Annotated in this window: 14 protein-coding genes; 10 read left to right on the top strand and 4 right to left on the bottom strand. The window is 64.3% G+C overall.

Annotated elements, in window-relative coordinates; genetic code table 11:
- The first annotated feature begins 14 nt into the window (after positions 1-14).
- The 10 genes from AC56QX_RS04155 (at position 15) to AC56QX_RS04110 (ending at position 9,640) form a co-directional block, all read left to right on the top strand.
- Positions 15-1,025 carry a C-terminal binding protein gene (locus tag AC56QX_RS04155; RefSeq protein WP_497113838.1) on the top strand — a complete coding sequence of 337 codons (1,011 nt, stop codon included), beginning with the start codon at positions 15-17 and terminating at the stop codon, positions 1,023-1,025.
- Entirely contained in the window at positions 1,022-1,750 is a 729-nt protein-coding gene (locus tag AC56QX_RS04150; RefSeq protein ID WP_497113837.1) for an E3 binding domain-containing protein, read from the top strand. The genes AC56QX_RS04155 and AC56QX_RS04150 overlap by 4 nt, the downstream gene beginning before the upstream one ends.
- 82 nt (positions 1,751-1,832) lie before the next feature.
- The gene (locus tag AC56QX_RS04145) at positions 1,833-2,597 is read left to right on the top strand and encodes a GntR family transcriptional regulator (protein ID WP_497113836.1); all 765 of its coding nucleotides are present in this window, start codon (positions 1,833-1,835) and stop codon (positions 2,595-2,597) included.
- 294 nt (positions 2,598-2,891) lie between these two features.
- Positions 2,892-3,956, top strand: coding sequence for a sugar ABC transporter substrate-binding protein (locus AC56QX_RS04140; protein ID WP_497113835.1), 1,065 nt, complete (start codon positions 2,892-2,894; stop codon positions 3,954-3,956).
- A gap of 165 nt (positions 3,957-4,121) precedes the next feature.
- Entirely contained in the window at positions 4,122-5,189 is a 1,068-nt protein-coding gene (locus tag AC56QX_RS04135) for a substrate-binding domain-containing protein (protein ID WP_497113834.1), read from the top strand.
- 68 nt (positions 5,190-5,257) lie between these two features.
- Positions 5,258-6,760, top strand: a complete 1,503-nt coding sequence (locus tag AC56QX_RS04130) for a sugar ABC transporter ATP-binding protein (protein ID WP_497113833.1) — start codon at positions 5,258-5,260, stop codon at positions 6,758-6,760.
- A 3-nt stretch (positions 6,761-6,763) separates the two neighbouring features.
- Positions 6,764-7,639 (top strand): ABC transporter permease, encoded by an 876-nt coding sequence (locus tag AC56QX_RS04125; protein ID WP_497113832.1) that lies wholly within the window; start codon positions 6,764-6,766, stop codon positions 7,637-7,639.
- Positions 7,640-7,650: 11 nt separating this feature from the next.
- A complete protein-coding gene (locus AC56QX_RS04120; RefSeq protein WP_497113831.1) occupies positions 7,651-7,791 on the top strand; it encodes a hypothetical protein in 141 nt (46 codons plus the stop codon).
- Positions 7,788-8,756, top strand: a complete 969-nt coding sequence (locus AC56QX_RS04115) for an ABC transporter permease (protein WP_497113830.1) — start codon at positions 7,788-7,790, stop codon at positions 8,754-8,756. Before AC56QX_RS04120 ends, AC56QX_RS04115 begins: the two co-directional genes overlap by 4 nt.
- A 2-nt stretch (positions 8,757-8,758) precedes the next feature.
- The gene (locus AC56QX_RS04110; protein WP_497113829.1) at positions 8,759-9,640 is read left to right on the top strand and encodes an SMP-30/gluconolactonase/LRE family protein; all 882 of its coding nucleotides are present in this window, start codon (positions 8,759-8,761) and stop codon (positions 9,638-9,640) included.
- 125 nt (positions 9,641-9,765) lie between these two features.
- Here AC56QX_RS04110 and AC56QX_RS04105 read toward each other — a convergent pair whose 3' ends face one another.
- The 4 genes from AC56QX_RS04105 to AC56QX_RS04090 form a co-directional block, all read right to left on the bottom strand.
- Positions 9,766-9,981: a hypothetical protein gene (locus AC56QX_RS04105; RefSeq protein ID WP_497113828.1), complete on the bottom strand. Its 216-nt coding sequence runs from the start codon at positions 9,979-9,981 to the stop codon at positions 9,766-9,768.
- Entirely contained in the window at positions 9,978-10,733 is a 756-nt protein-coding gene (locus AC56QX_RS04100; RefSeq protein WP_497113827.1) for a COG4280 domain-containing protein, read from the bottom strand. Before AC56QX_RS04100 ends, AC56QX_RS04105 begins: the two co-directional genes overlap by 4 nt.
- Positions 10,734-10,920: 187 nt before the next feature.
- Positions 10,921-11,550 (bottom strand): phosphonate metabolism protein/1,5-bisphosphokinase (PRPP-forming) PhnN, encoded by a 630-nt coding sequence (gene phnN / locus AC56QX_RS04095; RefSeq protein ID WP_497113826.1) that lies wholly within the window; start codon positions 11,548-11,550, stop codon positions 10,921-10,923.
- Positions 11,547-12,686: an alpha-D-ribose 1-methylphosphonate 5-triphosphate diphosphatase gene (locus AC56QX_RS04090; RefSeq protein ID WP_497113825.1), complete on the bottom strand. Its 1,140-nt coding sequence runs from the start codon at positions 12,684-12,686 to the stop codon at positions 11,547-11,549. Before AC56QX_RS04090 ends, phnN begins: the two co-directional genes overlap by 4 nt.
- Between the last annotated feature and the right edge of the window lie 12 nt (positions 12,687-12,698).

Raw genomic sequence — 12,698 nt, 5'->3', positions numbered from 1 at the left:
TTCGAAGGGCCAGCATGAAGATCCTGTGCGCCAACTGGCAAGCCACCGACGAGGCCGAACTCGAGCGGCAGCATTATCTTGACATCGCGTTCATCCTCGCCCGCTCGACCAACGACAGGGCCGCGCCACTCGATCCGGCAATCTGCGAAACGGTCGACGCCGTCATCAACTATTCGCCTACGCACAATGTCGCCGCCGCTCCGACCGCGTTCCCCAAGGCGCGGATTGCGGTGCGCTCCGGCGTCGGCTTCGACAACATCGACACGGCGGGCTGGGGCGCGCGCAAGATCCCGGCCTGCAATGTTCCAGACTATGGCACCACCGAGGTTGCCGACCACGCCATCGGCCTGATGCTGGCGCTGACGCGCGGCACCTCAGCCTATGGCGCGGTGCTTTCCGGCCACGGCGCCGAAGGCTGGCATTTTTCGAAAGCGCCGCTGGTGCGCAGGCACAAGGGCGCCACCTTCGGCATTGTCGGCCTCGGTCGCATCGGCCTCGCCGCCGCACGTCGTGCCGCTGCCTTCGACATGAAGGTGGTGTTCTATGATCCGCATCTTCTGTCCGGCGTTGATCTATCGACCGGCTATGAGCGTGTCCATTCGCTGGATGAATTGATGGGGCGGGCGGATGTCGTCAGCGTCCACACACCGCTGAGCGAGGAAACCCGCAAGCTGCTCGGCGCCGCCGCCTTCGCCGCTGCCAAACCCGGCCTCGTGCTGATCAACACCGCACGCGGCCCGATCGTCGATCTCGACGCGCTCGAGGCTGCCATGCGCGAGGGCACCGTCGCCGGCGCCGGATTGGACGTGCTGCCGAACGAACCCGGCGATCTCGATCATCCGCTGCTCGCCGCATGGCGGCGCCGCGAGCCGTGGATCGCCAATCGCCTGATCGTCACCCCGCACGCCGCCTTCTACAGCCCGGCTTCGATGCGCGACCTTCGGCTGAAATCGATCGAGGTCGTGCACGCCTATCTCACGGAGGGACGGCTGACCAACTGCGTGAATTCCGAGTTCCTGAAATGAATGCAGCCGTTGCGCAGACAAGGCGTCTTGCGGTTTCGCCCTATGCGCGCCGTTTGGCGCGAGAACGCGCGCTGCCGCTTGAAACGCTTCGCGGCAGCGGCCCGGGTGGGCGCATCCTGGCCGCCGATGTGCAGGCCTTCGTTCCGGTTGCCGCGCCGGTCGTTGCGTCTGATGTCATCGCCCCTACGGCGGTGCCTTCCGCGGCCGCGTCGCGTATCGCTGCCTTTACGACGTCCGTCGCGCTAGGCGCGCTGCAAGACCTGCTGGCGGCGCTTGAGAACTCGGGAAATGTGCTCGCTATCGACGATGTGCTGCTGCGCGCCGCCGGTCGAGCATTTGCCGAGGTGCCGGACGCCGCCAAGGTTGGTGGCGGTTCCGTGGCGCTGGAATTGACGGGCTGGCAAACCGTGTTCGCCATGATCACCGAAATGTCCCTGACATCGCTGCGCGCAATACGGCTTGCGGCATTGGCTGACAGTCGTGATGAAACGGAAACCCCGGCGGACCTGTCGCTGCGGCTGCTGCCGGCGAGCGACGTCAGGCCGGTGATGATGCCGCTCCTTGCCGGCCGCGCCATGCGCCTCACCGTCTCGCTCAACACGGCGGGCGACCATGCCGAATGCCTGCTGACGGTGGATGCGGCAAGCGTCGATGAGGCCACCGCTGCCGCTTGGCTGGCGAGCCTGAAATCGGCGATCGAACACCCGCTTCGGCTCTTTGTCTGAGACGGTCGATCGTCAACAGCCTTGCCTAGCCTCGGGCGCAGGAAGCTATTATAAAAGCTTCGACACAGGCGCGACGAGGCACATGGACCATCCCACCATCGACAGTCTTCCCAGGCGCACGCTCGGCCGCGCCAACGGCCCGCTTTACCGCCAGCTCGCCGATCTTCTGCGCGAGCCGATCGGCAACGGCACCTTCCCCGTCGGCGGCGAGCTGCCGAAGGAAGCGACCATTGCCGAGCATTTCGGCGTCAGCCTGATCACGGTTCGCCAGGCGCTGCGCGATCTCGAGGCCGACGGCCTGATCCGGAAGCGTTCGGCCAAGCCGGCGGTGGTCGCGGCGCGCAGCCCTTCGGTCAATCTGAGCTGGAAGTTCAAGAACTTCGCCGACATGGCGGCCTTCACCAAGGACGCTGAACTGACGGTGAAATCCTACCGCAAGGAGGTTTCGCCCGTGCTCCAGCGCCATTTCGGCATGGGCAAGGACGAGGCGGGCTATTGCCTGCGCAGCGTGCTGTCGATCGGCGAACAGAGGAAGGCGCAGATCACTACCTATTTCCCGCCCGACATCGGCGCTCGCCTGAAGCGCGAGGATTTTTCCGATGTGCTGATCTTCCGTTCGGTGCAAAAACATCTCGGCCTGCGGCTCGATGTGGCGCATGTCACGGTGCGCGCCGAAATCGCCGACGAGACGGTTGCCGCCGACCTTGGCATCACGCTCGGCAGTCCGGTGCTGACGGTGGAGATGCTCTACCAGTCGGCGGACCAGCGCAGCATCGAATTCTCGGTTGCCCGCCACCCCGCCGATATTTTCAGCATCACCTACGACGCGCCCAACGACCTGTCCTGAGGCTGGCCAGCGGCAGCATTGGCGTCCGCCGATTTCCTGGTCTTGGTCATGGACAGCCTTATAAAATTATAATAGCATCATAGCTAAGATGAAGGCTGCGCGGAGGACCACGATCGAACGTGGATGCGGAGCCTCATCCGACGCTGAGCATTTGCCTGGTGCATGTCAGCCAGGATGCGCAGCGGTTCTGGGATAACGGCATGCACAAGAACAAGGTCTGTCCACAAGGGCCTCGAAGGCACTCGATAGACGGCGGCGTCCGCGCGGCCGACACAAACACGGGAGGAGGAAATCATGAAAGCAGGCGTATTTTTCGCCGGCCTTGCGGTGATCGCGACGACGTTGCTGTCGGTCGAAACCGTGCCGGCCAATGCACAGGACAAGAAGCCCTACACCATTTATCTCTCGAACAATTTCGTCGGCAACGACTGGCGCCAGCAGATGCTGCGCAGCGCCGACATCGCGGTGAAGAAGCCGCCGCTTGCCGGTCGCGTCGACCTCAAGGTCGAGGTGGTCGAGACGACGGTCCAGGCGCAGATCAATTCCCTCAACAACATCATTCGCAACAAGCCCGACGCCATCGTGATCGATGCGGGTTCCGGCGAGGCCCTCAACCCGACGATTGAGAAGGCCTGCAAGGCCGGCATCGTGGTGATCGCCTTCGATCAGATCGTCAGCGCGCCTTGCGCTTATACGATGGAGTCCGACTGGGGCCGGGCGCCGCGCGTCGAGGCCGAGTGGCTGGTCAAGAAACTCGGCGGCAAGGGCAAGATCCTCGTCGACCGTGGGCTTGCCGGCGCTCCGATCTCCGCCCAGCTGCAGGGTGGGTTCGAGGAAGTCATCAAGAAATACCCAGGCATTGAAGTGGTCGGCTATTTCAACGGCGACTATGCATTGGGGCCGGAACAGGCGGGGGTCGCCAGCCTTTTGGCGGCGCATCCACAGGTCGACGCGATCTTCGTCCAGGGTTACGGCGCCGGGGCAATCAAGGCGCTGCAGGATGCCGGGCGTCCGATCGTTCCCATCACCGGCAGTCCTTTCAACCTGACGACGACGACCTGTGCCCAAACCCAGGGCGCCCAGTGCATCCTTGCACCCAACCCTGCCTATCTGTCGGCCGAGGCCTTGAAGCTCGCGGTCGAGATACTCGACGGCAAGAAGCCGGCGGAGAAGAAGATCCTGCTGCGCAATGCCTTCCTCACCACCGATCCGGTCCCGTCGGAATTGTATCCCGATGCGAACATGCAGAAGATAGAGGTTGGCAAGAATGCCTTTCCGGACATGGCGCCGGGACTGTTTCTTCCGGTCAGCCCGGATTGGGTTGAAATCACCCCGGCCGAGGCCGCTGGCTCGAAATAACGATGCCTGCCGATGGCGGCGAAAATGGTCGCTCCAGGCCTCTCCAATGCGCCTTGGCTCAAATTGACAAGGCGCATTGGTACCGGTATCAATTTACACGCAGCACCCACCAAGATGGCGAAGTCCGTCACCGGCTGATGCAGGAAACACCAAGGAGGAGAGACCATGAAACTCAAGACAGTTTGCGCCGGATTGGCAGCCCTTGCCATCTCCGCGATTGCCGTCGGCATGGCGCCGAGCCACGCCGAGGACAAGAAGCCCTACACCATCTATCTCTCGAACAATTTCGTCGGCAATGACTGGCGCCAGCAGATGGAGCGTGTTGCTACCGTCTCGGTCAACAAGGGGCCGCTGAAGGGTCGCGTCGACCTCAAGATCGAGAATGTCGAGAACACCGTCCAGGCGCAGATCAACTCGCTGAACAACATCATCCGCCAGAAGCCGGACGCCATCCTCGTCGATGCCGGTTCGGATTCAGCACTCAATCCGACCATCAAGAAGGCCTGCGACGCCGGCATCGTCGTCATCAGCTTCGACCAGGTGGTGACCGAGCCCTGCGCTTTTGCCGTTGCCTCCGACTGGGATCGTATCCCTTCGGTGATGGCCGAATGGATGGCGACGCAACTCGGCGGCAAAGGCAACATCATCCTTGATCGCGGCCTCGCCGGCGCGCCGATCTCGGCGCAGCTGCAGGGCGGCTATGAGAAGGTGCTGGCCAAATATCCCGACATCAAGATCGTCGGCTACTACAATGGCAACTATGCGCTCGGTCCGGAGCAGTCAGGTGTCGCGGCCCTGCTTGCTGCCAATCCGAAGATCGACGGCATCATGACACAAGGCTACGGCTCCGGCGCCATCCAGGCGCTGAAGGATGCCGGCCGGCCGATCGTCCCGGTCGTCGGCTTCTCCTACAATGTCGCCGCCGTCACCTGTGCGCAGACGCAAGGCGCCAAGTGCATCCTTGGCTCCAACCCGGCCTATCTCTCCTCGGAAGCGATCAAGCTGGCGGTCGACATTCTCGACACCGGCAAGAAACCGGCCGAGCGCTCGGTTTCGGTCAAGGGTGATTTCGTCACCACCGATCCCTTCGAGTCCAAGCTCTATCCGGGCACCAAGATGATCAAGATCGCGATCGGCGAAAATGCCTTCCCCGACCAGGCGCCGGGCCTGACGCTGCCGATCACGCCCGACTGGGTCGAGATCACCGCTGCGGAAGCCGCCGGTAGCAAGTAACATCCTGTGACCACGACCCTGTCTCCCGGCATCGCAAGATGTCGGGAGAGCTTTTCGAAGGCGCATTCATGGACCTTGTCACCGTCAACGGCCTGTCCAAACGCTATGGCGGCATCGTCGCGCTGAGCGAGGCGACATTCAGCGCCCGCGCCGGCGAAGTGCACGCGCTGCTCGGGGAAAACGGCGCGGGCAAAAGCACCTTCATCCAGATCCTGTCTGGGGCCGTGCAGCATGATGGGGGCTCGATCCTCGTCGACGGCCAGGATTATCGCCCGGCCAATCCAGACGCGGCCCAGGCGCGCGGCATTGCCGCCGTCTTCCAGGAACTGTCGCTGATCCCTGACCTCAGTGTCGAACAGAACATCTGGTTTCGCCATGAGCCGCGCACGCTGCTGCGCACCGTCAATCGCGCGGAGATGCGTCGCAAGACGCTGGCGCTTTTGGAAAAGTACAATTTCCCGGCGCTGCGCCCCGACCACGAGTTGCGGCGGCTGACGCTGGCCGAACGGCAGATCGTCGAGATCGCCAAGGGCCTGGCCAAGGACCCGCGCATCCTGATCCTCGACGAGGCGACCTCGGCGCTGCCGGCGCGAGAGGCCGAATGGCTGCTCAAGCTCACCCGGCAACTGGCGGCCGAAGGCCGGCTGGTCATTTTCATCTCGCACCGCATGGCCGAAGTGCGTGCCATCGCCGACCGGCTGACCATTTTCCGCAATGGCGCTACCGTGGCCGCGCACGAGGCCAATGCCGTCTCCGACAACGAGATCGTCACCCAGATGATCGGCCGGCATCTCGACCGGCTCTACCCCGAGCGTATTGCCACGGCCACCGATCGCATCGCGCTGAGCGTCAAGGGGTTTTCGAGCGGCAGCCGACTGTCCGGCGTCGAGTTTGCATTGCGCGAGGGCGAAGTGCTGGGCGTCGGTGGCTTGCAGGGTCATGGTCAGCGCGAACTGTTCCAGTCACTGTTCGGCGCCACCAGGGCGAGCGGCACGATCGAACTGTGGGGCAAGCCGGTCTCGATCAACAATCCGCGCCAGGCGCTGACCGGCAAGGACGGCATCGCCCTGGTGCCGGAGGATCGGCGCGGGCAGGGCCTGCTCTTGACCAAGAGCGTGCGCGAGAATTTGACGCTGTCGGTCATCAAGCGCTTTACCGAAAATGGCTTGCTCAGCCGGCAAAAGGAAGCCGCCCTGGTCAAGGAAATGGTCGATTTTCTGCGCATCAAGGCAGGCACGTCAGAGCAGCTTGCCGGCACTCTGTCCGGCGGCAACCAGCAGAAGGTGATCTTCGGCAAGATGCTGCTGACGCAGGCGCGCGTGCTGCTGCTCTATGATCCGACGCGCGGCGTCGATGTCGGCACCAAGGGCGAGATTTTTCAGCTGATGCGCGACCTTGCGGCCAAGGGCTATGCGATCCTGTTCCATTCCAGCGACATGCCGGAGCTCGTCCATGTCGCCGACCGCGTGCTGGTCATGCGCAACGGCCGCATTGCCGCGACGCTGGAAGGAGATCACATTTCCGAGGAGGAAATCCTGCGCGCCGCCATGCTTGAAACCAAGGCGGCCTGAGGCATGGTGATGTCCGCGGAGCACCCTATGGAGATGGCGCAAAGGCCGGCCGAAACCAAGCCCACCAAGCTGGCCATCGACTGGCGCGGCCGCTTGCTCGACCGTGCGCCGTTCCTTGTCGCTTGCCTGATGCTGGCCTTGATCGTTGCCATCTACGGCAGCCTGCAGTCCGGCGTCTTCACGCTGGACGAACTCAACCTCGACACGGCGGCGGCGATGACGCTGATGCTGGCGGCGACCGGGCAGACCATCGTGCTGGTGCGCGGCGGCATTGACCTGTCGATCGGCGGCATGATCAGCCTCGGCACGGTGATCGCGGCAACGCGCTTTACCGATGATCCGTCAACCGTCGCGCTCTGGACGCTGGTCATTCTGGCGCTTGGCTTCCTGATCGGTGCGCTCAACGGTCTGCTGATCTCGCTGCTCAAGCTGCAGCCCTTCCTGGTGACGCTCGCCACCTGGTCGATCCTCAACGGCGTCGCCATGATCATCCTGCCGACCGATGGCGGCAGCGTTCCCGGCTGGTGGGTTGGCTTTGCCTCCAGCCAACTTTTCGGCCTGACGAGCCCGGTCTGGATGCTGCTAGCGCTGCTACTGTTCTGGTGGTGGTTTCGCGCCACCCGAGTCGGCATCGCCATCCAGGCAACCGGCTCTAACGAGAAATCGGCCTTCCTGTCCGGCGTCTCGATCACTCGCGTCAACCTCATCACCTACGGCCTGTCCGGCCTGTTCGCGGCCGGAGCGGCGCTGTTTCTGGTGACGCAGACCGGCGCCGGCTCGCCGACCATCGGCAAGGATTATATCCTGCCCTCGGTGGCTGCGGCGGTCATCGGCGGCGTCAGCCTGTTCGGGGGCGGGGACACCTCGCCGGCACGCTGATCGGCGCTTTCGTGCTGACCCTGATCGGCAACCTCGTCTTCGTCCTGCACGTATCGAGCTACTGGCAGCCGGTCGCGTCCGGCGTCATCCTGCTGCTTTCGGTGCTGGCCAGTTCCGTTGCCGAAAAGGCCGCAAGGAACCGTGTCCAATGAGCGCCTTCCTCGCCCGCAACCGGCTCATCGTGCTTGGCTATGCCGGCATGGTCGTGCTGCTCCTGGTCACGGCCTTGTTCTCGCCGGGCTTCCTGTCCGTTTCCAACATGCGCTCGACTGTGGTGCTGGCGGCATTCGTCGGCATCGTCGCGCTCGGCCAGACCTTCGTCATCATCGGCGGCGGCATCGACCTGTCGGTGCCATGGGTGCTGAATTCAGCCGCCATCATAATGGCGCTGCTGTGCGGCGGGCAGGATCTGCCGCTGGTCTGGGTCATGCCGCTGCTGCTTGCCGGCGGTGCCTTCATCGGGCTGGTGAATGGCGTCGGTGTCGCTCAGTTCGGTGTGCCGCCGATCATCATGACATTGGCCACCAACGTCATCCTGCAAGGCTTGATCCTGGTGCTGACCGGCGGCTCGCCGACCCCCTCGGCGCCGTCCCTGATCCAGTTCCTGTCGGTTGGTCGCGTCGGCGGCTTCCCGGTGATTGCGCTGATCTGGCTGGCGCTGACGCTGGTGGCGACGCTGCTGCTCTCCAAGGCGGCGTTCGGCCGCCATCTCTATGCGCTCGGCACCAGCGCCACGGTCGCCGAATTCTCCGGCGTGCCGACGGCGCGCACCACCATCCTCACCTATGTCATCTCGGGGCTCACCGCCGCCTTCGCCGGCATGCTTTTGACCGGCTATTCCGGCCAGGCCTATCTCGGCATGGGCGACGCCTATCTGTTCACATCGATCGCGGCGGTCGCCATCGGTGGCGCCTCGATCCTTGGCGGCAGCGGCCATTATCTCGGCACTGTCGCCGGCGCCATGGTGCTGACCATCCTCACCGGTCTTTTGCCGGCGCTGAACCTGTCGAGCGGCGCGCTGCTCATCGTCTATGGCGCAGTCATCCTGCTCACCGTGTCGATCGGCAGCGAAACCTTTGCCGGGCTTGGCGGCAGGCTGCGCAGAAAAGAGAGCTGACCATGGTCGAAATCACTTGCGTCGTCGATGCCAGGGCCGAACTCGGCGAAGGCACGCTGTGGGACCCGCAAGCCGGTGTGCTGTGGTGGATCGACATCTGGAAGAAGCTGATCCACCGCTACGATCCCGCGACCGGCAAGGACGAGACGTTCGAGACGCCGGAATATCTCGGTTGCCTCGGCCTGCGCGAAAAAGGCGGCCTGGTGCTGACGATGACCAACGGCTTCCATTTCTTCGACCCGGCGACCGGCAAATTCGAGGCGATCGTCGATCCGGAATCGCATATGCCGGAAACCCGCTTCAATGACGGCAAGCCGGACCGCCAGGGCCGCTTCTGGTCGGGCTCGATGTTCGAAGTGCCCGGCGAGCCGATCGAATTCGTCGGCGCTCTCTACCGGCTCGATCCCGATCTCTCCGTCCACAAGATGATCGACGGCATCGGCTGCTCCAACGGGTTGGCGTGGAGCCCGGATTCGAAGACCATGTATTTCTCCGACAGTCATGCCGGCGCGGTGTGGGCCTATGATTTCGACCCTGGCACCGGCGACATCGAGAACCGCCGCACCTTCATCGACATGACGGTGACCGGCGGCGTCGCCGATGGCGCCACGGTCGACGCCGAAGGCTGCTACTGGGTGACCATCCCGGTGACCAGCAAGGTCTGCCGCTACGACCCCGACGGCCGGCTGATGCAGACCGTGCTGCTGCCGACCGACCTGCCGACCTGTTGCGAATTCGGCGGCAAGGATCTCGACATCCTCTATGTCACTTCCGCCGTGCTCAAGCGTCCCGACAGCCATTTCATCGGCCAGAAAAACCCGGGCGGATTGTTCGCGCTCGACGTCGGCGTCAAGGGCCTGACCTTGCCGGCGTTCAAGGGATAGCCAGCGTTCCCCGCGACGGCAGGAACGTTCCGCCAATTTCCGACGTGGGCCGACATCACCAACGGCTATTCGATCTTGGGCATCTTTTCGGTTACGAAACGATCCCCAAGCCGGTGCGCCCGCCGCTACCGCTTGATCGCACGTGCGGCGCGACGAACGCTTTGCAGCAGGATGGCGAGACAGCCGACCAACAGAAGCGCGCCGCCGAGCAGCGGCGGCAGTGCGAGCAGCTTCACCGCTGCCATGACGGCGGCCACCAGCACCAGCGCCAGCAGCGCCAGATTGCCGTCATCGACGAACATCCCGAAGAATTCCCTGGCAACAAGACGAATGGCGTTCATCGGGCGAGCCCTCCGGCGGCTGCGGGGTAGGTGTTGCGCAGCCAGCGCACCATGGCAAAGGACGCCAGCGCGACGATGGCGAAGATGGCGAGCAGAGCGAGATCGGCGCCCGGCCAGTCGGCACCGATGCCCTCGCCGGTCCAGAAGATGCCGAAGCTGGTCAGCATCAGCCCAACCACGAATTTGAGCGCATTCTCCGGCACGCGCGCCAGTGGCCGATGAACCGCCAGGCCGATGAGCATCACCAGGATGAAGGCCGCCAGCGCGCCCAGGCCGGCGTAAAGCGTTTGCCCGTGGGCAGCGCCGACGGCAATGACGATGAACACCACCTCGACACCCTCGAGCAGCACTGCCTTGAACGACGCCAGTCCTGCGAGATAGTCGGCGCGGCGGTCATTGGCCTGCTGGTGCAGGGCGGCGGTCTCTTTGGAGAAGGCCGCCTCCTCGTCATGCAGCGCAATAACGCCGACGCTGCGCAGGATGGCCTTTCGCAGCCAGCGCATGCCGAACAGGATCAGCAGCACCCCGACGACGAACTGCAGCGTGGTGATGGGCACCAGCGCCAGCAGCGGTCCGAACGCCAGCACCAGGGCCGCCAGCACCGCCAACGCCAAGGCGGCACCCGTCAGTGCCGGGCGCCAACTGCGCGTCACGCCGACCGCAAGCACGATGGTGAAGGCTTCGACGACCTCGACGAAAGAGGCGAGAAATGCAGCCGTGACCGTCGAGAGGATGGGCGTCAGCGTCTGCATCAAGGCTTCCTGTCCTGTCGTTCGCCCCGGACCTTCTGGGCGGCTTCCCGGCAAGCGTGGTCCAGAATCACATGTGTGGCCAGCACCACATAGCGCTCCGGAGGCGTCGGGAAAGCAAGTGGAGCGCCAACGGGGCGGCGCCTTGGGCCGATCGAGCCGCACGCGACGCGGCTCGGGACCTAAGAAATCAGATCAGGCCCGACATGTCGGAGAAGGCCATCGCCTTGCGCAGGATTTCGGCGAAGCGCTCGCCGGCCACCTCGCGCGGACCGCTATTGTCGATCGAGGTCACGCCAGCGCCGGTCAGTGTCACATTGGCGCTGCGCGCCAGGCGTGCCAGCACTTCGCCGCGCGACTCGCGGCCGCGCATCGCCAGCCGCTCGGCCAACACATCAGGCGAGGCGGTGATCTCGACAATGGCCAGATTCGCATAGCGCTCGCGCAGCACCGGAATGATCGCGCGCGACACATTGGCAATGGCAACATGGCCGTTGGCGACCGACCAGTCGACATCGGCAGGCAAGCCATAGCGAAGGCCATGCGCCTCCCAGGACACGGCGAAGGCGCCGTCGGCCTCGGCCTCGACAAAAGCGGCGTCGGCCAGCGTGTCGTGATCCTCGCTTGCCGCATCGCTCGGCCGGGTGATGACGCGGCGGACGAACTCCAGCCGGCTTTCGTCGGCGAAGAGCGCGCGGGCGTAGCCGATCACCGTGTCCTTGCCCGCACCGCTTGGGCCGACGACGGCGACAAAGACGCCATGGCGGATCGGAAACGTTTCAGCGGATAATTCACGCTCGATCAAAGCCGACACCATCATGCGACCCGGCGCCCCTGCCGCCAGACGGTGCGCACCACCGGAACATGGTCGTCGACGCGCACGCGCACCAAATCGGCCCTGCGGCCCTGCTCGATGATGCCGCGGTCGTTGAGGCCAACCGCTTCGGCCGGGTTCTTCGACACCATGGCGACTGCCTGCGGCAGCGATATGCCTTCGACCATATCACCGAGGAAGAAGGCGGACTGGATCAGGCTGAAGGGAATGTAGTCAGACGACAAGATGTCGAGCAGGCCGTCGCTGGCCAGCGTACGTGCCGAGACATTGCCCGAATGCGAGGCGCCGCGCATGACGTTGGGGGCGCCCATCAGCACGCCCAAGCCCGCAGCCTTCGAGGCACGCGCGGCTTCCTCGGTGGTCGGGAACTCGGCGACCCGCACGCCTTGCTCGATCGCCTCGTCGACATGGCCCGACGTGGCATCGTCATGGCTGGCCAGCACGATGCCTCGCTCATGGCAGGCGGCGGCGATCACCCTCCGGTTCGGCGCTGAATTGCGCGCCGATTCCGCCATCCGCTTCTCGCAGAACAATTTGAAGTCGCGGTCGGTCAGCTTCAGCTTGCGCTGATAGTAGTAGGCATAGGTTTCGAGATTGACGAACTGGCGCTGGCCCGGCGCATGGTCCATCAGCGATGCGAGCTTGACCCGGTCGTCCTGATCGAAATTGGCGAAGGCCTGCAGGCAGTCCGGCGCCGAAACCTCGCAGCGCAGATGAATGAAATGATCGGCCCGCAACCGGTCCTGCGCGACGCTGTCCTCGATCGCGTCGGCCAGCTTGCGGATGTCGGCGGAGGTCAGATCGGCGTCTTCGTCCATGCCGACGCGCAAGGCATCGAGCACGGTGGTGATGCCGGCCGTCGCCACCTGCGCGTCATGGGCAAGCACCGCGGCGATCGGGTTCCAGCGCACTTTCGGCCGTGGCGCATAATGGCCCTCGAGATGGTCGGTGTGCAGTTCGACCAGCCCGGGAATGACATAGTCGCCGCCCATATCCTCGCCAGTCCGGCCAGAGCCTGCATCGATGCCGGCGATAAAGCCGTCACGCAGCACCAGCGAACCCTCGACGATCTCGTCGGCAAGCACGATGCGGGCGTTGGAAAGAACGGTCTCGGCGGTCATTTCGGGCAGTCC

This window comes from Mesorhizobium sp. RCAM 06353, assembly GCF_059683585.1.
The sequence above is the reverse complement of the archived record's forward strand: the minus strand, read 5'-3'. Positions and strand labels throughout refer to the sequence as shown.